Raw genomic sequence first — 20,492 nt, 5'->3', positions numbered from 1 at the left:
TTATATCGATGACTTGCCCGAGGCTGACCTCAGCTCGCCGAAAAAGCCAGACCCAATAAAGGAGTAGATAGAATGCGTTATCTCCACACAATGGTTCGCGTCAAAGACCTGGATGCTTCACTCGCCTTTTACACCACGCTGTTCGGGCTGGAGGAGATCCGCCGTCACGAAAACGAAAAGGGCCGATTCACCCTGGTTTTCCTGGCTGCTCGCGACGATCTCGACCGTGCGCGCAGCGAAAAGGCTCCCTGCCTCGAGCTTACCTATAACTGGGACACGGAAGATTATAGCGGAGGACGCAATTTCGGCCACCTCGCCTATGAGGTCGACGACATTTACGCAACCTGCCAGAATCTGATGGACAACGGCATCACCATCAACCGGCCGCCGCGCGACGGCAACATGGCCTTCGTGCGCTCGCCCGACGGCATCTCGATTGAAATCCTGCAGAAGGGCAGCCCGCTTGCCGCCGCCGAACCCTGGGTCTCCATGGGCAATACCGGCGCCTGGTAAGGCTTTTCGCCGCAAGGCTTTTGCGAGGCTTGCGGCTTTTGCGATTTCGGGTCCGGCCGGCGCCTTGACGCTTGCTGCGATCCGGCCCCGCAGGCAATCTCCGGACGACTCGAAGCGGAAGATGGCGGCTTTCGGCCATTTTCCGCATCAACTGGAGACTGTCGCTTGCGTAACATTGAGATGCGGATGTCCCTGACGGGCGCTTTGCTGATCGCCACCTCGGTACTGGCGCTGTCCGGTTGCGCCTCGGACCAGAAGGCGCTCGATTCCGCCGCAGCGGTTCCAGCGCCGCAGGCAGCCGCACCTGCGCTTGCCGCAGCAGCACCGGCAAGCCCTGCCCCACGCTCGGTCTACACCGATCCCCGGCTCGTCAATGTCTCCGGCGCTCAAGCCATGCCCCAGGCCGTGGCAGCAGATCCGAATGCCCCCGTCCCGCCGGCCGATCCGGCGGCGGCACCGGCCAATATCGGCGGGCTCGTGCTGCAGTCGACCCGGATCAACGCGCAGGCGATGAGCATCTTTTCCGATCATCAGCCGGCGCCGCAGAACAACAGCACGTCGACGGTCATTCAGCCGCAGGCCTATGCGCCGGTTGGCGGTGCAGCACCCGCAAGAAGCAGCGTCTACAGTCAGCAACCCGGATCAGAGCAGCCGGCGGTGCCTGTGCTGCCGCAGCAATCCTCGCAGAATGGCAGCACGCAGATTGCGCCGGTGCAAACGGCGTCGCTGGCGACGGACGGCCATCCCGCTCCGACGATGAATGCGCTCTACAGCGCACCGAAGCAGAACCTGCTCGGCAGCCTCTCCGGCCTTTTGCAGAAAGCCTCCCTGCCCGGCATGACGCGCGTCGCGCCGAACGGGCTGCACGTCCAGAACGACAAGGTCGAGGTCGGCTGTTTCAAGCCCGAGCTTCTGAACGTGATCAAGACTGTGGAAGGCCATTTCGGCCGGCCTGTTATCGTCACCTCAGGCTATCGGGACGAAGAGCATAACCGCCTGGTCGGCGGCGCCGACGAATCGATGCACAAAAGCTGCGAAGCGGCCGATATCCAGATCGACGGCGTGACGAAATGGGATATTGCCGCCTATATCCGCTCGCTGCCGAACCGCGGCGGCGTCGGCACCTATTGCCACACGGAGTCGGTCCATCTCGATACCGGCAAAAGCCGCGACTGGAACTGGGGCTGCGGCGGCAAACGTGCGCCCATGGCGACCGCAAGAGCGATCTGACGGCCGCGCGATCTGCGCATTACGTAAAGGGCAGCGCCGTCTCGTCCTGTTCAAGAAATAACCGGCAGCCTATTGATTCAGCTTCAATAATCGGCGTCTGCGACGCAGCAGGATTTCTTGTCATTTTTTTGAAAGAAAACCGCATTTCCCGCTTGCGGGATTCAAAATGCCTGACTATAAGGGCGCCACCACGAAGGAAGCGCCCTTCGTCTATCGGTTAGGACACCAGATTTTCATTCTGGGAAGAGGGGTTCGACTCCCCTAGGGCGTGCCACTTTCTCTCCATATAGAAGCTATCGCATCCGCTTGCAGAAGCTGGCGCGCACGCCTATTTAGCGAACGGTTTGCGCCCTTCGTCTATCGGTTAGGACGACAGATTCTCATTCTGTAAAGAGGGGTTCGACTCCCTAGGGCGTACCACTATTCCTCTCGTCTAAATCGGACGCAATTTTGCGAAATTTGACAGGAGGTCGGATTTTTTGAAAAAGCCCAATCAGGTTTTAAGAGCGGCTCAAGAAGCGTTTAAGCCGTCCTCAACGGCCGATAAAATATCCTGGCGCAGATGCTTCTTGCAGCCGCTCGGTCGTCGGGGTGGTAAGCACGGGGGCACACGAAAGGCTCTTTATAGATCCTCGCGGATAGAAAAGACGTAGTTATAAGGCGTTCCGGCAGAGCCCTTCCGGATGTCGTCGATCGACAGGGAACGAAATTTTCGATCTTTCAGGCAATATACAGAATATCCAAACGGCTTAAGATAGTCGATCAAACTGGCGACAGCGTTGGGTCGATGTCGGTCTTCCGCTTCGATGAGCAGGTTTGGGCGATACCGGTTCAATATAGCCTCTGCGCCTTCGAGTACTTTTAGTTCGTGCCCTTCAACGTCGATCTTAATGAAGCCTACAGTGCCGAACTGATAGCTGTCCAAACGACGGGTTGGAACGGAAATTTCTGCGACATTTTGCGTCGAAAGCGTATTCTGGTCCTCAATCGTGGCGCAGCCATCCATGAACTGATCACGGGGAATCCGCATCGTTGCAACGCCATCGCTGTCGGAAAGTGCGACCTGCTCGACCCGAACCGACGAACCAAGCGCAGCCTTGAGAAAAGCTACCATGTTAGGCTGAGGTTCGAAGGCGACGACATCGCGCGCATACTTGGTCAAGAACCAAGAATAGATACCGTAGTTCGCACCTATATCGATTGCAGTCTGGTTCCGACGGCATAATCTGTCGAGGATCCGAAGCTCGGGCTCACCACGGCGCCATTCTCGTGAAGCACGCGTCCATAGCCTGAACCGAGGTGGCGCAATATTAGCGATATGAAGCATGTAGGCTCCCGGTAACTCGGACGCATGCGCTATCCGCTCATCGAGCGGCATGCTCCTTCTTTTCCATCCTCCGTGAATTGGCAACCAGTGGCTAGATCATCGATAGTTGGTGCCTTGCGCGGCCATTTCACCAAGCCTAGTTCTTTAGGTGAAGTCGACATAGCCGTGGATCCCTTCAACCTCGCCAGTTGATTGGGGGCGGTGGGATTGGCTATCTGGCGTCTTGGAGTGGCAGTCCCGGTAATGACCGCCGATCGACGAGGTCTGGCCGAGGCGTCTGGACGACGCGCAGGCCGAAGTGATCGTGGCTCCCTCGGATGTGCGTTAGAGCGGAACCCGTGCTGCGGGAACCATTGCCCCGGCATTACGGTGCCGGCCTCCGGCACCAAGGCGCCGGACACCCGACCCGAGGGCCTGTAGCTCAATGGTTAGAGCCGGCGCGCCTGTATCCGGCGTCGCGGTGGTTAATCACGACAGCAAAAGAATGCCGAAAACGATCATTTTTTCGCGCCTTGGCGCTTGCGGCTTTTGAAGGTGCTGACTATAAGGGCGCCACCACGAAGGAAGCGCCCTTCGTCTATCGGTTAGGACACCAGATTTTCATTCTGGGAAGAGGGGTTCGACTCCCCTAGGGCGTGCCACTTCTTCTCTCCCAATTTGTCATCATGAGCGTTTTTGCGCGGCAATTTTATTTTGCCGGCGCAGCATCGCAGACACGCAGTTGGATGCGGCGGGCGCCCTGATAATGATCGGCACCGAGCGAACCCGCGACATGCAGGCTGGCGCCGCGGGAACTGATGAGAAGGTTGCCGAGAGCCGTATCGGCGGCGCGGAAGGCGATGCCGTCGAGCCGCGATCCATCCATTGCCTCCATCGTCACTTTCACATGTTTTTCACCGACCAGGCGTGCATCGCGCACACGATGCGCCGGCACGGCAAAGAGCGGCTGGGCGTGGCCGGAGCCATAGGGGCCGGCAGCCTCCAGGCGGTCAATCAGTTCGAGCGTGGCGCCGCTGGCGCCGATCGCACCGTCGATCTTCAGCGTCTCATTCGCAACAAGACTCGCCACCGTTCTTGCCGACTTCTCGGTGAAGAAGGTCCTCAGCCTGCCGAGATCGGCGCGCTCGACCGTCAGCCCCGCAGCCATGGCGTGACCGCCGCCTTTGACCAGCAGCCCTTCGTCGACAGCGGCGCGCACCATCCTGCCCATGTCGAAGCCGTTGATGGAGCGGCCGGAGCCAGTGCCGCGGCCGGAGGGATCGAAGGCAATCGCGAAGGCCGGCCGTTTGAACTTTTCCTTCAGCCGCGCCGCGATCAGCCCGACGATGCCGGGATGCCATTTTTCATGGGCGGTGACGATGACGGAGGCGCCCTCGCCGTCGCCATATTCGGCCAGCGCCTCGGCTTCCGCTTCCTGCAGCATAAGCGCCTCCATCGCCTGGCGCTCGCGGTTGAGCTCATCCAGGCGCTGGGCGATCATTTCGGCCTCGCCGGCGTCATCAAGCGTCAGCAGGCGGCTTCCGAGTGCGGCGTCGCCGATCCGCCCGCCGGCATTGATGCGCGGCCCGATCAGAAAGCCGAAATGATAGGGTGTCACAGGGCCGGCGAGCCCTGCCTTGCGGAAGAGGGCTGCAAGGCCGGCATTGCTCTGGTGGCGGGCCGCGACCAGCCCCTTGACCACATAGGCGCGGTTGAGGCCCTTCAGCGGCACGACATCGCAGACGGTCGCAAGCGCGACGATATCCAGCCATTGCAACAGATCGAGCGCCAGGATGCCCTTGTTGCCGGCCGCACGCAGCAGCCTCAGCGTTGCCACCAGCACCATGAAGACGACACCGGCGGCGCAAAGATGCCCCTGCCCCGAGAGATCGTCCTCCCGGTTCGGGTTGACCAGCGCATGGCAGGGCGGCAGCTCATGTGTCACCTGGTGGTGATCGATGACGACGACATCGATATTGCGGGCGGCGGCCGCCGCCAGCGCCTCGTGGCTGGTGGAGCCGCAATCGACGGTGACGATCAGCCGGGCGCCATTGTCGATCAGTTGATTGATCGCCGCCGGGTTGGGGCCGTAGCCTTCGAAGACGCGGTCGGGAATATAGATGTTCGCCTTGACGCCGAAATGGCTGAGGAAGCGGAACATCAGCGCCGAGGAGGCCGCACCGTCGACATCGTAGTCGCCGAAGATCGCGACGTTCTCGCCGCGCTCGATGGCGCTCACCAGGCGGGTGGCGGCCTTTTCGCAATCCGTCAAAACATGCGGATCGGGCATCAGGCCGCGGATCGTCGGATCGAGGAATTCGATCGCCTCGTCCACCGTCACGCCGCGCCCGGCCAGCACGCGGGCGATCAGATCCGGCATGCCGTGGATTTGCGACATGGCCAGCGCCCGGTTCTGCCCGGCCTGATCGAGGCGCGCCACCCAGCGATTGTCGAGCGCGGATTTCTCCACACCGAGAAACGCGCGCTGTACCGGATCGACGAGATCTGCCATGCCTTACTCCGCTGACTTCATCTGTTCTTTCTACAGAAGCAGCGGAGATAACATAGCGTTGGATTTGCAGACACGGATTTTTACCAGAATACCGCCCAGATGATCATGGCGACGCCGGCAAGCTGGACCAGCAGGAACGAAAACAGCGTCAGCAGAATGGCCCAGTTGCGGCCTTCCGTGTGTTCATCGCCGTCATCCTCATCAGGGGCCTGCTGACGAATGTCACGGTAGGCCGGCTTGAGAATCTCCCCAAGCATATCGGGACGGTCCGGCGGCGCGTCGCTCGGGCGGCCATACCCCTTGCCGGCGTGGCTGTCCTTGCTCATGAAATTCTCCACGCCCACGACTCACCATCTATGGTTTTATTTATATCAATATTTCGGTATTTGTTAATATAGACTTCCGTAAGGGGAGCCCGGACGAGCAACAAAAAAACGCCCCGTCTTCTTGAACTGGCAGTTCAAGAAGACGGGGCGGCTCAGATTGCCCGGACGAGAAAAGGCTTAAGCTTCTTCTTTCGGCCGCTCGATGCGGATGACCTGCGGTTCGCCGAAGAGATACCCTTCCGACTTGATCGAGGCGACGGCCCTGCGCACCGACTCTTCCATCGTCGCGTGGGTGACGAGAATGATCGTCTGGTGGTGCGACGGCGCCAGATGCTGCTTGGAGCGCTGGACGATCGATTCCAGCGAGATGTTGTTTTCGGCCATGCGGGTGGCAACGCTGGCAAAGACGCCAGTGCGGTCGAGGACGGTGAGGCGGATGAAATAACCGCCCTCGTGGCTCTGCATCTGCGCCTTGCGATAGGGCTCCAGCGCCTTTGCGGGATGGCCGAGCACCGGCACGCGCTGAGCGCCCGGCTGGCTTTTGGCGATATCGGCGATATCGCCGAGCACCGACGAGGCCGTGGCATTGCCGCCGGCGCCGGGGCCGACCATCAGCAGTTCGCCAAGCACGTCGGATTCGATCGCCACTGCATTGGTGACGCCGTCGACCTGGGCGATGACCGAATCGACTGGCACCATGGTCGGATGCACGCGCTGCTCGATGCCGGTATCGGTGCGCTGGGCAACGCCCAGGAGCTTGATGCGGTAGCCGAGTTCGGCCGCGGCATGGATATCCTCAATCGAGATGTTGGTGATGCCTTCGAGATAGATGTCGTCGGCGGCGATGCGATTGCCGAAGGCGAGCGTCGTCAGGATGGAAAGCTTGTGGGCGGTATCATTGCCCTCGATATCGAAGGCAGGATCGGCCTCGGCATAACCCAGCCGCTGCGCTTGCTTCAGGCATTCGGCGAAGGACAGCCCCTCCTTCTCCATCTTGGTCAGGATGTAATTGCAGGTGCCGTTCATGATGCCGTAGATGCGCGAGACGGCATTGCCGGTCAGCGATTCGCGCAGCGCTTTGATGACGGGGATGCCGCCGGCGACCGCCGCTTCGAAGTTCAACAGCGCGCCCTTCTCCTCGGCGATCGTCGCAAGCTCGACGCCGTGATAGGCAAGCAGCGCCTTGTTGGCTGTCACCACATGGAGACCACGATGAAGTGCGGCGCGTACGGAGGTGTTGGCGGCCCCTTCGGCGCCGCCCATCAGCTCGACGAAGACGTCGATATCGCCCTTTTCGGCAAGATCTTCCGGCCGGTCGAACCAGGTCACTGTGGAAAGATCGACGCCGCGGTCTCTCGTCTTGTCACGCGCGGAGACCGCGGTGATCGTGATCGGACGCCCGCAGGTGACGGCAAGCTCGTTGCTCTTCTGCTGAATGATGCGGACTAGCGAGGCGCCAACGGTGCCCAAGCCCGCAATGCCGATTTTGAGGGCATCTGCCATGGATCGATCCTGAATGTCTGTGTGGCGGCAGCCGCGGGGCGCGGCTGCCTTAAGAGTTGGATTAACGGTGCGCGTTCAGCGAAATGACGTTGTGCATCGTTTCGTCTGCCGTCGACATGAACTTCTTGATGTTGCGCGCAGCCTGGCGGATGCGGTGTTCGTTCTCGACCAGCGCCAGACGGACGTAGTCGTCGCCCATTTCGCCGAAGCCGATACCCGGGGCAACGGCGACGTCGGCCTTCTCGACCAGCAGCTTGGAAAATTCAAGCGAACCGAGGTGACGGAACTTTTCCGGGATCTTCGCCCAGGCGAACATGGTGGCAGCCGGCGGCGGCACCTCGAAGCCAGCCTTGCCGAAGCTTTCGACCATGACGTCGCGGCGACGCTTGTAGACGTTGCGAACCTCCGCAATGTCGGAACCGTCGCCGTTCAGCGCATGGGTCGCGGCCACCTGGATCGGCGTGAAGGCGCCGTAGTCGAGATAGGACTTGACGCGGGTGAGCGCCGCGATCAGCCGCTCGTTGCCGACGGCAAAGCCCATGCGCCAGCCGGGCATGGAAAAGGTCTTCGACATCGAGGTGAATTCGACGGTCACATCCATTGCACCAGGCACTTCGAGAACCGATGGCGGCGGAGCGCCGTCAAAGTAGATCTCGGAATAGGCAAGGTCGGAAAGCACGATGATGTCATGCTTCTTGGCGAAGGCGACGACGTCCTTATAGAAATCGAGCGTCGCGACGAGGGCCGTCGGGTTCGACGGATAGTTGAGGATCAGCGCCAGGGGCTTCGGGATCGAATGCCGGACCGCCCGCTCCAGCGGCGGGAAAAAGCTTTCGTCCGGCTCCACCGACATGGAGCGGATCACGCTGCCGGCCATCAGGAAGCCGAAGGCGTGGATCGGATAGGTCGGGTTCGGGCAGAGGATCACGTCGCCGGGCGCCGTGATCGCCTGTGCCATGTTGGCGAAGCCTTCCTTGGAGCCCAAGGTGGCGACCACCTGGGTATCCGGGTTGAGCTTGACGCCGAAGCGGCGGGCATAATAGGCGGCCTGGGCGCGGCGCAGCCCCGGAATGCCCTTGGAGGAGGAATAACGGTGGGTGCGCGGATCCTGCACGACCTCGCACAGCTTGTCGACGATCGACTGGGGAGTCGGAAGGTCGGGGTTTCCCATGCCGAGGTCGATGATATCGGCGCCGCCCGCTCGCGCGCTTGCTTTCAAACGGTTGACCTGTTCGAAAACATAAGGCGGCAAACGCCGGACTTTGTGAAACTCTTCCATTTCATTCCCCATGGAAAGGCGGCTTTCGGGCCGCTGTCGAAGTTCGTTCCGTCTCCCGGCGGCTGCGACACGAACTTCAGAATCGCAACGCCGTATTCATCAGACCCAAGACACGCGGCAAATCTTTGACGGAAAAGCCGCTTAAAGCGCATTATCGGGAAAATCTTGTCTTCCGATCCGTCCGGAAGGCTTTGCGTGCAAATTGCCTGAAAGGCAAGGTCTATTTGGAGATTTCGGAGAGCGTATCAGCGCCGTGCTCGGCGGCCAGGCGGCGCATTTCGGCGGCCTTGGCCTGATATTCGGCTTCCGAGATCGTGCCGGCCTTGCGCCGGGCGGCAAGAGCGGTCAGCTGATGCTGCAGTTCGGCTGCCTGCTCGTCGCTCATCTGGACGTTGGCGGCCGTCAGCGGCGCACCGAAATTCGGGTAACCGTCCGGCGACTTCGCCAGGCCCCCTTCGACCGCATCGCCCTTGGTGGCCGGCATGACGACGGCGGTCGGCGCCGCTCGCTTGGCAGCGGCTGCGGCTTTTTCCTCCGCCGTCAGATTGCATCCGGCCAGGGTCATCGCCGCCGCCGCGCAAATCAATGCGATGCGGTTGAAGGTTGCGATGCGCCGAATGCCGTTCTTCGTCATGCCTCAAAATCCAGTTCTGACTGCGTCGACTGTTAAATTTGTCGCAGCCACAAAGCAATAGCATGAGCCGGCGCGGGTGGAACTTGTTTTCTCGTTCAATCACGATGTACAACGATTGGATAAAAAGAGTGCTGCCGCCGGAGGAAATGGTGACCGACAGCAAGCAGGAGAATGGCGGCCAGAAGAATGGCGGCAAAGCCGGTTTCGACGCGACGGATCTCGATCCCTATCTGTTGAAGGATCCCGAGACCATGGCGAAGAATTTCGCCCGGGCGCTCGAAAATCTCGGCCAGGCAGCGTCCGCCTGGCTTGCGCCGCGCGAACGCGGCGAGATCAGCGAAACCGCCGTCGATCCGATGACCGACATGGTCAAGACGCTTTCCAAGGTCACCGAATACTGGATTGCCGATCCCCGCCGCACCTTCGAGGCACAGACGCAGCTGATGTCCTCGTTCTTCGGCATCTGGATGCGCTCGATGCAGCGTATGCAGGGCGAGCCGACTCCCGCCGAGCCGGACACCCGCAAGGACAAACGCTTCTCCGACGAGGACTGGCAGAAGAACCCGTTCTTCGATTTTCTCCGCCAGGTTTATTTCGTCACATCGGACTGGGCCGAGAAGCTGGTGTCGGAGACCGACGGCCTCGACGAGCACACCAAGCACAAGGCCGGCTTCTACGTGAAGCAGATCACGGCAGCACTTTCGCCGAGCAATTTCGTCGCCACCAATCCGCAGCTCTATCGCGAGACGATCGCAACCAGCGGCGAAAACCTGGTGCGGGGAATGAAGATGCTCGCCGAGGACATCGCTGCCGGAAACGGCGATCTTCGCCTGCGCCAGACCGATATGACGAAATTCGCCGTCGGCCGCGACATGGCGCTGACGCCGGGCAAGGTGATCGCCCAGAACGACATCTGCCAGATCATCCAGTACGAGGCCTCGACCGAAACGGTGCTGAAGCGGCCGCTGCTGATCTGCCCGCCGTGGATCAACAAGTTTTATATTCTCGACCTCAATCCGCAAAAATCCTTTATCAAATGGTGCGTCGACCAGGGACAGACGGTCTTCGTCATCTCCTGGGTCAACCCGGATGCGCGCCATGCCGAGAAGGACTGGGCTGCCTATGCCCGCGAGGGCATCGATTTCGCGCTGGAGACGATCGAGAAGGCAACAGGCGAGAAGGAGGTCAACGCCGTCGGCTACTGCGTCGGCGGCACGCTTTTGGCGGCGACGCTCGCGCTGCACGCCAAGGAGAAGAACAAGCGCATCAAAACCGCGACGCTCTTCACCACCCAGGTCGATTTCACCCATGCCGGCGATCTCAAGGTCTTCGTCGACGAGGAGCAGCTTGCAGCGCTCGAAGAGCATATGAAGGCGGCCGGCTATCTCGACGGCTCGAAGATGTCGATGGCCTTCAACATGCTGCGCGCTTCCGAGCTGATCTGGCCTTATTTCGTCAACAGCTACCTCAAGGGCCAAGAGCCCCTGCCCTTCGACCTTTTGTTCTGGAACGCCGATTCGACCCGCATGGCGGCGGCAAATCATGCCTTCTACCTGCGCAACTGCTATCTCCGGAACGCGCTGACAAAGAATGAGATGATCCTCGACGGCAAGCCGGTGTCGCTGAAGGACGTGAAGATCCCGATCTATAATCTCGCCACCCGCGAGGATCACATCGCGCCCGCCAAATCGGTCTTCCTCGGCAGCCAGTTTTTCGGCGGCAAGGTGGAGTTCGTGGTCACCGGGTCGGGACATATCGCCGGCGTCGTCAACCCGCCCGACAAGAAGAAGTACCAATTCTGGACGGGCGGTCCCGCCAAGGGCGAATACGAGACCTGGATCGAGCAGGCGACCGAGACGCCGGGATCGTGGTGGCCGCATTGGCGGGCCTGGATCGAAACCCATGACGGCAGGCGTGTGCCCGCGCGCAAACCGGGCGGCGATGCGCTGAACGCGATCGAGGAAGCGCCGGGAAGTTACGTGATGGAACGCGTCTGAGAAGACTTTCCGCATCTCTTTTTGAGACATCGTGAGAAAGAGCAATCCCGCGTAAACAAATTAGAAACCATAATTCGTCATCCTTGCGAAACAGTCGGATGTCGCGAGTGGTCTAAATTCGGCCCATTTGCGCCATTACCGGCCCCGGCGAAGTTTAGTCAGTCAGTGCCGCCGGCCTGCGTAGCGAGTTTGAAAGACGAGTGTAGTATGGCGTTTGCGGTTGGGACGTTCGATGACGTCACCCCTCTTGGCGGATCTGCTTTTCGTTTGCGCAGATCTCGTGGCTTTCTTTACGGCGTCGTCGGCGCCGGATTTCTGACCTCCACATGGCTGATCGCGACCTTGGCGACAATGCATTCGGTCGCCGTGCCGGTTTCTCCGCCTGAACGTTTCACCCAGGTTGCATCGGCGCCGAAGCCCAAACCGGCGACGCCCCACGAACGACTGATCCATGTCGGCAAAGACGATCGGCTGGCGGCCTTCGATGCCAAGCCGGTCGTCGCCCTGACGGCCGACCTTGTCCAGGCGCATGCGCGCAAGACCAATGCTGCCGCCACCGGTTTGGCGGCGCTTACAAAACACAATCGGCTCGCTCCTGCCGAGCAGCCTGTGGTTGCGGCGATTGCGGACAGCGCCAAATTCCACAAGGATGATGTGGTCACACCGCCGCCCGTCGAGGTGGCTTCGGCAGAGACGGCAGAAGACGACGGCGACCGGATCATCGTTCCCTCGAAGGAGGCCGTGGCCGCCGCCGAAGTGCCCGCCCTGCTGGCGCTTGCCGATGCCGGATCCCGGCAGATCTCGCCGCCGCCGGTCGAACCATCAGCATCTCCCGTAAGAACGGCGGCAATTCCTGCCTCGGAACCCGCACCGGTGGTCGTTGCCGCTGCGGATGGCGGGCAGCCTTTCGATCTCGTGCTGACACCGGAGGAAGATTCGGTGCCGTTGCCGATGGCGCGTCCCGACGGTCTCATCGGCAAGCCGGCACCGGCCACCAAGGGTTCGCAGCGCGGCGAGCCTGCCCTTGCCTACGCCCAGCCGAACTCGCCGATCGAAGACGATCAGGACGATGCGGTGCCGCGTTACGACAAGCCGGTCTTCGCGCCGAAGCTGCGCGCCGGTGTGGCGATCTACGACATCGAAAACAGCACGGTCTATCTGCCGAACGGCGAGAGGCTGGAAGCCCATTCCGGCCTCGGCAAGATGCGCGACAACCCGCGTTACGCCAACAAGAAGATGCGCGGGCCGACGCCGCCGCACACCTACGCCCTCACCATGCGTGAAAGCCTTTTCCACGGTGTCGAGGCGTTGCGGCTGACGCCGCTCGAGGGCTCGGATGCCATCTATGACCGTGTCGGCCTGCTCGCCCACACCTACATGCTCGGCAAGAACGGCGATTCCAACGGCTGCGTCTCCTTCAAGGATTACAAGCGCTTCCTCGCCGCCTACAAGCGCGGCGACATCAGGCAGCTCGTCGTCGTGCCGCGGCTGAACAACAAGCCCTCTTCGACGCTCGCCTCGCTGTTTTCGTCGCGCAGCTAAGCGATACGAGCGCGGGCAGCCGCTCGCCCTCTTAGATCCGCTACTTCAACCAGACTGCAATCCGCTCCACTGCCTCTGCAATCTCGGCTTGCGAGCCCGCATAGGACAGACGCAGGGTGCGATGTCCCTCCAGCGGATCGAAGTCGAGACCGGGTGTTGCGGCAACGTCGATTTCCGCCAGCATGCGCTTGGCAAAACCCATGCTGTCATTGGTGAAGCGGGTGACGTCGAGATAGGCATAGAAGGCGCCGTCCATCGGCGAGGCGATCGAAACACCGATCTGCGGCAGGCGCTTCATCAGCAAATCGCGGTTGGCGGCGTAGCTCGCCTTATAAAGATCGAGTTCGGCGCCGGCGCCGAGCGCGGCCGTGGCGGCGATCTGGGAGAGTTCGGGCGGAGAGATATAGAGGCTCTGCGCCACCCGCTCGATCGGCCGCACAAGCCGTTCGGGCAGCACCATCCAGCCGATTCGCCAGCCGGTCATGCAATAATATTTGGAGAAGGAGTTGATGACGATCGCCTCGTCGGTCAGCTCAAGCGCGCTCGCCTCCTCGCCGGCAAAGGTCAGCCCGTGGTAGATTTCATCGGAAATGAAGGCGATGGAATGGGCCTCGCAGTAATCCGCAAGCGCCTTCAGCCCATCGCGGCCGGTCACCGTGCCGGTCGGATTGGCGGGGCTCGCCAGCAGCACGCCTTTCAGCGTCACGCCGCTTTGCTTCTGCGCCGCCTCGAGGCTCGCAGGCGTCAGGGTGAAGTGGGTGTCGGCGGTTACCGGCACTTCGACAACCTGCAGGCCGAGCGCATCGAGGATATTGCGATAGGCGGGATAACCGGGCCTTGCGATCGCCACCGCATCGCCGGCATCGAAGAGCGTGAGGAAAGCGAGATTGAAGCCTGCCGAGGAGCCGGTGGTGATGGCGATCCGCATGGGATCGATCTCCAGGCCATGGCGTTCCCGGTAGTGCCCGGCAAGCGCGGATTTCAACCGCGCCGTCCCCAGCGCATCGGTATAGCCGATCCGTCCTTCGGCAAGGGCTGCGCGCGCCGCTTCCAGGGCAGCGGCGGGTGCCGGATGCGAGGGCTGGCCGACGGCCATCGAGATCACCGGGTGGCCGGCTGCGCGCCGTTTCGTCGCCTCCGCCAGCACGTCCATGGCATGAAAGGGCTCGACTTCGCTGCGTTTCGATATGGAAAACAAGATCGCTTCTCGCTCGGCTTCTGCAATGACGGCCTGACAATTGCCGCAATAATCGGCTCATCACAATCCCGCGAGGGCCGCGCGGGGATGAAAATTCCTGTTTGAGCAGAACCCGACGCGCCGTACCTTGACGCGACGCATTCAAGTCCATTAACCCGGCGACGGTCATCTCGATAAAGAGACGACCCCATCGCCGTTGACGAGGATATCATGGCCTTTCTTCCGAAAACCTTCACCGCACTGGCGCTTGCCGCATCGATTGCCCTTCCGTTTCCGGCAGCCGCGCTCGACGACCAGCAGAAGAAGGAGTTCGGCGAATTCATCAAGCAATACCTGATCGAAAATCCCGAGATCATGCTCGATGTCCAGGATGCCTTGCAGAAGAAGCAGGAAGCCCAGCGGCTGGTGAAGGCCAATATGGCGATCGAAGAGAACACCGCCGACATCTTCGATTCGAAGAACGACGTCACGCTCGGCAATCCCAAGGGCGACGTCACCGTCGTCGAATTCTTCGATTATAATTGCAGCTACTGCCGTCACGCGCTTCCCGACATGCAGGCAATGCTGAAGAAGGATAAGAATGTCCGATTCGTGCTGAAGGAATTTCCGATCCTCGGCCCGGATTCGGTCGCCGCCCACAAGGTGGCCGACGCCTTCCGCAAGCTGGCGCCGGAGAAATATGCCGATTTCCACGTCGCCCTTCTCGGGACCGAAGGCCGCGCTTCCGACGAAACGGCGATCGCGGTTGCCGCCTCACTCGGCGTCAGCGAGGACAAGATCCGCGCCGAAATGGCAAAGAGCCCGAATGACGGCATCGTGCAGGCGACCTACCAGCTCGCCTCCAGTCTCGGCATCAGCGGCACGCCGTCCTATGTGATCGGCAACGAACTGGTGCCGGGCGCCGTCGGGCTCGACGATCTCGAAGCCAAGGTCAAGAATATGCGCAGCTGCGGCAAGACCGCCTGCTGAGCAGACCAGCCGCCGGACGGCTGCCCATCAAATCGCCAAAATCGAAGCGTTTCAACCATGTGGACAAATGTGGCGCGATTCCTGCTGGCCAATCCGTAAGGGCTTTCATTCAGCCGTCGCGGAGTCTATAGGTTGCCGTCGTGCATTTTACGGAACATTCGATGACGCAAACGATTTTTGTCCTGAACGGCCCCAACCTGAACATGCTGGGTAAACGAGAGCCCGGCATTTATGGCGGCAAGACGCTGAAGGACATCGAGGCGGACTGCAAGGCCGCCGGCCGCGAACTCGGCTTCGATATCGATTTCCGCCAGAGCAATCACGAAGGCGCGCTTGTGGACTGGTTCCATGAGGCCGACGAAAAGGCTGCCGGCGTTGCCATCAATGCAGGCGCCTACACGCATGCATCGGTCGCGCTGCATGATGCGATCCGCGCTATATCAATTCCCGTCATCGAGCTCCACATATCCAACGTCCATGCACGGGAAGAATTCCGCCACAAGTCGATGATCGCCCCGGCATGCAAGGGCGTGATCTGCGGCTTCGGGCCTCATAGCTACATCCTGGCGCTGCAGGCGCTGAAGAACATCACGGCATAAGAAGAAGACAGGGCAACACGATGGTTGAAAAGAAATCGGGTATCGATCAGGCACTGATCCGCGATCTCGCCAATATCCTCAACGAGACCGATCTGACGGAGATCGAGGTCGAGCAGGACGACCTGCGCATCCGCGTCTCGCGCGCCGGCACCCAGCAATATGTCCAGGCGCCGATCGCAGCGCCGGCCTATGCCGCACCCGCAGCCGCCGCTCCAACAGCAGCAACAGCAGGCGCTGCACCGGCCGCAGCTCCCGCCCGCAACCCGGCGAATGTCGTCAGTGCACCGATGGTCGGCACCGTCTATATGGCGCCGGCGCCGGGCGCGCGTGCGTTCATCGAAGTCGGCGCGACCGTCAAGGAAGGCCAGACGCTGATCATCATCGAAGCGATGAAGACGATGAACCAGATCCCCTCGCCGAAGTCGGGCAAGGTGACCGAGATCCTCGTCGATGACGGACATCCCGTCGAATACGGCCAAGCCCTCGTCGTCATCGAATAGGCCCATGCCCATGATTTCGAAAATCCTCATCGCCAATCGCGGGGAAATCGCCCTTCGCGTGCTTCGAGCCTGCAAGGAGCTCGGCATCGCCTGCGTCGTGGTTCATTCCACCGCCGACGCCGATGCCATGCATGTGCGGCTTGCCGACGAAAGCGTCTGCATCGGTCCGCCCTCCTCACGCGAGAGCTACCTCAATATCCATCAGATCGTCGCCGCCTGCGAGATCACCGGCGCCGATGCCGTGCATCCGGGCTACGGCTTTCTGTCGGAGAACGCCAAGTTCGCCGATATTCTCGAAGCCCACGGTATCACCTTCATCGGGCCGACGGCTGACCATATCCGCATTATGGGCGACAAGATCACCGCCAAGACCACGGCGCTGGAACTCGGCATTCCCGTCGTTCCGGGCTCGGACGGCGAAGTCAAAACCGAAGAGGATGCGCTGAAGACGGCGGCCGAAATCGGCTATCCGGTGCTGATCAAGGCAACGGCCGGCGGCGGCGGACGCGGCATGAAGGTCGCCAAGAGCGAGGCCGACCTGATCGAGGCCTGGTCGACGGCGCGTACCGAAGCGGCAGCCGCCTTCGGCAACGATGCCGTCTATATGGAAAAATATCTCGGCAAGCCGCGCCATATCGAAATTCAGGTGTTCGGCGACGGCGAAGGCAATGCCATCCATCTCGGCGAACGCGACTGCTCGCTGCAGCGCCGCCACCAGAAGGTCTGGGAAGAGGCGAATTCGCCGGCGCTCAACGTCGAGCAGCGCATGAAGATCGGCCAGGTCTGCGCCGACGCCATGAAGAAGCTGAAATATCGCGGCGCCGGCACGATCGAATTCCTCTACGAGAATGGCGAGTTCTATTTTATCGAAATGAACACCCGCCTGCAGGTGGAGCATCCGATCACCGAAGCCATCACCGGCATCGACCTCGTGCACGAGCAGATCCGCGTCGCCTCCGGCGGCGGTCTTTCGGTGACGCAGGACGAGGTGCATTTTTCCGGTCACGCCATCGAATGCCGCATCAATGCCGAGCACGCGCGCACCTTCGTGCCCTCGCCCGGCACGATCACGCATTTCCACGCGCCTGGCGGTCTCGGCGTGCGCATCGATTCCGGCGCCTATCAGGGCTACAAGATCCCGCCCTATTACGACAGCCTCATCGGCAAGCTGATCGTGCACGGCCGTACCCGCGTCGAATGCATGATGCGGCTGCGCCGGGCACTCGACGAATTCGTCGTCGACGGCATCAATACGACGCTGCCGCTGTTCCAGGATCTCGTCTCCAACCAGGATATCGCCAACGGCGATTACGACATCCACTGGCTGGAACACTACCTCGCCAACACACCGGCGGCATAGGGCAGGAATGGCAGGATCGCGCAGGAAGTCACCAGGCATTACCCCTGAAATCCTCCTGCGCGCCTATTCCATCGGCCTTTTCCCGATGGCCGAATCTGCCGACGACCCGGAGATTTTCTGGGTCGAACCGGAACTGCGCGGCGTACTGCCGTTCGACCATTTCCACGTGTCGAAGAGCCTTGCCAAGACGGTGCGCAGGAATCCCTTCGAGATCCGTTTCGATCACGCTTTCGACCAGGTAATTGCGGCCTGCGCGGAGGAGACATCCGGGCGCCCGAGCACCTGGATCAACAAGACGATCAGATCTCTCTACTCGACGCTGTTCGACATGGGCCATGCCCATACCGTCGAAGCCTGGGACGGCGATGAGTTGGTCGGCGGCCTCTACGGCGTCTCGCTCGGCTCAGCCTTCTTCGGCGAAAGCATGTTCTCACGCCGGACGGATGCCTCGAAGATCTGCCTCGTGCATCTGGTCGAGCGACTGCGGGAAAGAGGCTTCACGCTGCTCGATACACAATTCACCACCGAGCACCTGAAGACGTTCGGCGCGATCGACGTTGCGAAAGCCGATTATGGTGTGTTGCTTGAAGCCGCGATGGAATCGCCACACCTGAAGTTTTAAGCAGAATCGTTTCAGCCCTGCGTTGATTTTCGAGCCGATTTGAGTAGGTTTCGGAAAATGCAATGGGGGATAGAATTTTGAGACGATATTTTGCGGCGGCGATCCTTTTCGCCTTGTTCACAGGCCAGGCCGGCGCGCGACCTTACCAGGAGATGTTTCCGAACAGGACCGATTTTTCCGAAGCGGAAAAGCCGTTACTGGAGAAGCTCGATTTTCAGCAGGGGGCAATCAAGCTGCCTGAGGCAAAGGCGACGCTGAACGTGCCGCAAGGCTTCTATTATCTCAATCCCGCCGACACGAAGACGGTGCTCGTCGACATCTGGGGAAATCCCCCGCAGGCGGCGGAGGGAACGATGGGGATGATCTTCCCGGCCAAATACGCGCCGACCGATATCGAGGCCTGGGGTTCCGTCGTGCAATACAGCGCCGACGGCTATGTCTCCGACGCCGATGCCGCGACGACCAATTACGACGAACTGCTGCAGAACATCAAAAATTCCATCCGGGAAAACAACGTCGAGCGCGAGAAGCAGGGTTTTCAAAAGATCACGCTTATCGGGTGGGCCTCGACGCCGCATTACGACAAATCCGCGCATGCGATGCACTGGGCGCGCGATCTGTTGTTCGGCGATGACATGCGAGCGCCGCACACCCTGAACTATTCCGTGCGGACCCTCGGCCGCCAGGGCGTATTTGAGTTCGACTTCGTTGCCGGCCTGAATCAGTTGAAGGAGATCGAGGCGGTCATTCCGACCGTCACGACGCTCGTGCAGTTCGACACGGGAATGGCCTATACCGACTATGTCGAAGGCGACAAGATCGCGGCCTACGGCATGGCAGGAATGATCGCCGCAGGCGCCGGCGCCAAGATTGCCGCGAAAGTTGGGTTGCTGGCGCTTGCCGCCGTCTTCCTCAAAAAAGCCGGCATCCTCATCGTCGTCGTGGCTGGCGGCGCGCTTCGCTTTGCCAAGGGTCTTTTCACGAGGAACAAGACACCCACCGCATAAGGCTTGCGCGGCGCGCTAAAGCATGTCGTTGCGGCAAAGCGCGAAGCGCCTTTGCCGCGACGACATGCGTGAAACAAAGAGCTAAAGCGCAAGGAGCGAATCTGAAAGATCGCGATGTGCTTTAGCGCGCTGTCGCCTTCGTGCTGTCGGGAGCCGGGACGTCCGAACTCGTCTTGCAGTCCTTCAGCCAGACGTCGTAGATCGGATGCTCGACGGCGTTGAGGCCAGGGCTGGCGGCGAACATCCAACCCGTGAAAATGCGGCGAATCTTGCGGTCGAGAGTGATCTCATCGACCTCGACGAAACCGTCGATCTTCTGCGCTTCGGCCTGGTCGCGCGAATAACAGGCCTTCGGCGTCACCTGCAGCGCGCCGAACTGCACCGTCTCGTTGACATAGACGTCGAATGTGGTGATGCGGCCGGTGATCTTGTCGAGGCCGGAGAACACAGCTACCGGATTTTCGATGCGTGCGGCATTTGCCGCAACCGGCGGAAGCAGGGCCGAGAGCGCCAGCAGCGCCCCGGCGGCACGCAGCGCCATGTTCCGCGTGAAGAGCTTCATGTGTACCCGTCTCCAGACATTCTTCGTTCACGGCCGCGGTCAAGCGCGGCCAACCTGCGGGTAAAGGTCAATTGTGGCCAAAAGCCGGGTTTTGGATTTCCCGGTCGGGCCGTCTCAGTTGCCCGGCGTCCAGGCGTCGTAATCGCCGGTGACACGCGGACGCTCGCCCGGAACGGCGAGGGAGCCCGGCGGACGGTAGGCCTGCGGAGACCCGGTGAAGTTGGGGCGGTGCGCCTTCTGCCATTCCTTGGCGACGTAGTTTTCCTTGGAGGGCGGAACATCGGTGCGATGATGCATCCAGCCATGCCAGCCCGGCGGAATGGCGGAGGCATCGGCATAGCCCTTGTAGATCACCCAGCGCTTCGGCAGACCGTAGGAAGTCATGCCGCCTTCATAATAGACGTTGCCGAATTCATCCTCGCCGACGCGCTTGCCGAAACGCCAGGTCGCAAAACGCGTGCCCATCGTCTGACTGTTCCACCAGGTAAAGGTCTGAACCAGAAGATTCCACATGTCTTTTCCTTGCGCCCGCCAGATGCGGGCCAAACCAGAATTCGTTTCCTCGCTTATGCCGTCGCCAAGCCGAATTGTCCAGCGATTCCACCACAGCCAAAGGTCATTTCAAAGCCATCTTGAAGCCCGGATGCGAGGACGTGACACCCAGTCTTTCATCGAAGCGATGGGCATCCCTGCGGATCGCATTCGAGGTCAACGCTACCCGCTTCATACCGCGGCCTTTTGCCTCGGCAATGGCGAACTCGATCATTCCAGCGCCGATCCCCTGCCCGCGCATGTCGGCCCGCGTCTGTCACGATCTCGAGCAAGGCGGCCGC

General features: G+C 61.0%; 19 protein-coding genes, 3 tRNA genes and 1 pseudogene. 13 read left to right on the top strand and 10 right to left on the bottom strand.

Features of this window, described 5'->3' with window-relative positions; translation table 11 throughout:
- The first annotated feature begins 72 nt into the window (after positions 1-72).
- The 4 genes from gloA (at position 73) to AMK05_RS09755 (ending at position 2,163) form a co-directional block, all read left to right on the top strand.
- Entirely contained in the window at positions 73-513 is a 441-nt protein-coding gene (gene gloA, locus AMK05_RS09770) for a lactoylglutathione lyase (RefSeq protein ID WP_064838277.1), read from the top strand.
- 165 nt (positions 514-678) lie between these two features.
- Positions 679-1,743, top strand: coding sequence for a D-Ala-D-Ala carboxypeptidase family metallohydrolase (locus AMK05_RS09765; RefSeq protein WP_064838276.1), 1,065 nt, complete (start codon positions 679-681; stop codon positions 1,741-1,743).
- A gap of 199 nt (positions 1,744-1,942) precedes the next feature.
- Positions 1,943-2,017, top strand: a tRNA-Glu gene (locus AMK05_RS09760).
- Between the two features lie 72 nt (positions 2,018-2,089).
- Positions 2,090-2,163, top strand: a tRNA-Glu gene (locus AMK05_RS09755).
- 202 nt (positions 2,164-2,365) lie between these two features.
- On the opposite strand, the gene AMK05_RS09750 is transcribed toward AMK05_RS09755, so the two are convergent.
- On the bottom strand, positions 2,366-3,121 hold the full coding sequence (locus AMK05_RS09750) for an FkbM family methyltransferase (protein WP_237352202.1): 756 nt from the start codon (positions 3,119-3,121) through the stop codon (positions 2,366-2,368).
- A gap of 515 nt (positions 3,122-3,636) precedes the next feature.
- On the opposite strand from AMK05_RS09750, the gene AMK05_RS09745 reads away from it, so the two are divergent.
- Positions 3,637-3,711: transfer RNA gene (locus tag AMK05_RS09745), tRNA-Glu, on the top strand.
- Between the two features lie 47 nt (positions 3,712-3,758).
- Here the strand turns inward: AMK05_RS09745 and recJ are convergent.
- The 5 genes from recJ to AMK05_RS09720 form a co-directional block, all read right to left on the bottom strand.
- A complete protein-coding gene (recJ, locus tag AMK05_RS09740) occupies positions 3,759-5,561 on the bottom strand; it encodes a single-stranded-DNA-specific exonuclease RecJ (protein WP_064838275.1) in 1,803 nt (600 codons plus the stop codon).
- Positions 5,562-5,641: 80 nt separating this feature from the next.
- Positions 5,642-5,887 carry a hypothetical protein gene (locus AMK05_RS09735; RefSeq protein WP_064838274.1) on the bottom strand — a complete coding sequence of 82 codons (246 nt, stop codon included), beginning with the start codon at positions 5,885-5,887 and terminating at the stop codon, positions 5,642-5,644.
- Positions 5,888-6,064: 177 nt separating this feature from the next.
- Positions 6,065-7,390 (bottom strand): homoserine dehydrogenase, encoded by a 1,326-nt coding sequence (locus AMK05_RS09730; protein WP_064838273.1) that lies wholly within the window; start codon positions 7,388-7,390, stop codon positions 6,065-6,067.
- Between the two features lie 61 nt (positions 7,391-7,451).
- On the bottom strand, positions 7,452-8,669 hold the full coding sequence (locus AMK05_RS09725) for an LL-diaminopimelate aminotransferase (RefSeq protein ID WP_064838272.1): 1,218 nt from the start codon (positions 8,667-8,669) through the stop codon (positions 7,452-7,454).
- A gap of 220 nt (positions 8,670-8,889) precedes the next feature.
- Positions 8,890-9,303: a hypothetical protein gene (locus AMK05_RS09720; protein WP_064838271.1), complete on the bottom strand. Its 414-nt coding sequence runs from the start codon at positions 9,301-9,303 to the stop codon at positions 8,890-8,892.
- A gap of 146 nt (positions 9,304-9,449) precedes the next feature.
- Here AMK05_RS09720 and phaC point away from each other — a divergent pair, with 146 nt between their 5' ends.
- Together phaC and AMK05_RS09710 are read left to right on the top strand one after the other, a co-directional pair.
- Entirely contained in the window at positions 9,450-11,300 is a 1,851-nt protein-coding gene (gene phaC / locus AMK05_RS09715; RefSeq protein ID WP_237352213.1) for a class I poly(R)-hydroxyalkanoic acid synthase, read from the top strand.
- Positions 11,301-11,507: 207 nt separating this feature from the next.
- Positions 11,508-12,842 (top strand): DUF2778 domain-containing protein, encoded by a 1,335-nt coding sequence (locus tag AMK05_RS09710; protein ID WP_064838269.1) that lies wholly within the window; start codon positions 11,508-11,510, stop codon positions 12,840-12,842.
- A 40-nt stretch (positions 12,843-12,882) separates the two neighbouring features.
- Here AMK05_RS09710 and AMK05_RS09705 read toward each other — a convergent pair whose 3' ends face one another.
- Positions 12,883-14,040, bottom strand: coding sequence for a pyridoxal phosphate-dependent aminotransferase (locus AMK05_RS09705; RefSeq protein ID WP_064838268.1), 1,158 nt, complete (start codon positions 14,038-14,040; stop codon positions 12,883-12,885).
- Between the two features lie 210 nt (positions 14,041-14,250).
- Here AMK05_RS09705 and AMK05_RS09700 point away from each other — a divergent pair, with 210 nt between their 5' ends.
- The 6 genes from AMK05_RS09700 to AMK05_RS09675 all read left to right on the top strand — a co-directional run bounded on the left by AMK05_RS09700 (position 14,251) and on the right by AMK05_RS09675 (position 19,097).
- A complete protein-coding gene (locus AMK05_RS09700) occupies positions 14,251-15,009 on the top strand; it encodes a DsbA family protein (RefSeq protein WP_064838267.1) in 759 nt (252 codons plus the stop codon).
- Between the two features lie 161 nt (positions 15,010-15,170).
- On the top strand, positions 15,171-15,608 hold the full coding sequence (gene aroQ, locus AMK05_RS09695; protein WP_064838266.1) for a type II 3-dehydroquinate dehydratase: 438 nt from the start codon (positions 15,171-15,173) through the stop codon (positions 15,606-15,608).
- A gap of 20 nt (positions 15,609-15,628) precedes the next feature.
- Positions 15,629-16,108, top strand: coding sequence for an acetyl-CoA carboxylase biotin carboxyl carrier protein (gene accB / locus AMK05_RS09690; protein WP_064838265.1), 480 nt, complete (start codon positions 15,629-15,631; stop codon positions 16,106-16,108).
- A gap of 4 nt (positions 16,109-16,112) precedes the next feature.
- Positions 16,113-17,468, top strand: a complete 1,356-nt coding sequence (gene accC / locus AMK05_RS09685) for an acetyl-CoA carboxylase biotin carboxylase subunit (RefSeq protein ID WP_171899769.1) — start codon at positions 16,113-16,115, stop codon at positions 17,466-17,468.
- Between the two features lie 7 nt (positions 17,469-17,475).
- Positions 17,476-18,090 carry a leucyl/phenylalanyl-tRNA--protein transferase gene (aat, locus tag AMK05_RS09680; protein WP_064838264.1) on the top strand — a complete coding sequence of 205 codons (615 nt, stop codon included), beginning with the start codon at positions 17,476-17,478 and terminating at the stop codon, positions 18,088-18,090.
- 77 nt (positions 18,091-18,167) lie between these two features.
- The gene (locus tag AMK05_RS09675; RefSeq protein ID WP_190237343.1) at positions 18,168-19,097 is read left to right on the top strand and encodes a DUF2167 domain-containing protein; all 930 of its coding nucleotides are present in this window, start codon (positions 18,168-18,170) and stop codon (positions 19,095-19,097) included.
- A 121-nt stretch (positions 19,098-19,218) separates the two neighbouring features.
- Here the strand turns inward: AMK05_RS09675 and AMK05_RS09670 are convergent, their stop codons facing one another.
- The 3 genes and pseudogenes from AMK05_RS09670 to AMK05_RS09660 form a co-directional block, all read right to left on the bottom strand.
- Entirely contained in the window at positions 19,219-19,659 is a 441-nt protein-coding gene (locus AMK05_RS09670; protein ID WP_064838262.1) for a DUF2155 domain-containing protein, read from the bottom strand.
- Between the two features lie 114 nt (positions 19,660-19,773).
- Positions 19,774-20,172, bottom strand: a complete 399-nt coding sequence (locus tag AMK05_RS09665) for an NADH:ubiquinone oxidoreductase subunit NDUFA12 (protein WP_064838261.1) — start codon at positions 20,170-20,172, stop codon at positions 19,774-19,776.
- 103 nt (positions 20,173-20,275) lie between these two features.
- A pseudogene (locus tag AMK05_RS09660) lies at positions 20,276-20,467 on the bottom strand (GNAT family N-acetyltransferase); the annotation flags it as partial.
- Positions 20,468-20,492: the final 25 nt, after the last annotated feature.

Source organism: Rhizobium sp. N324, from assembly GCF_001664485.1.
Taxonomy (GTDB): Bacteria; Pseudomonadota; Alphaproteobacteria; order Rhizobiales; family Rhizobiaceae; genus Rhizobium.
Note: the sequence above shows the minus strand (reverse complement) of the source record. Positions and strands in the feature narration are given on the sequence as shown.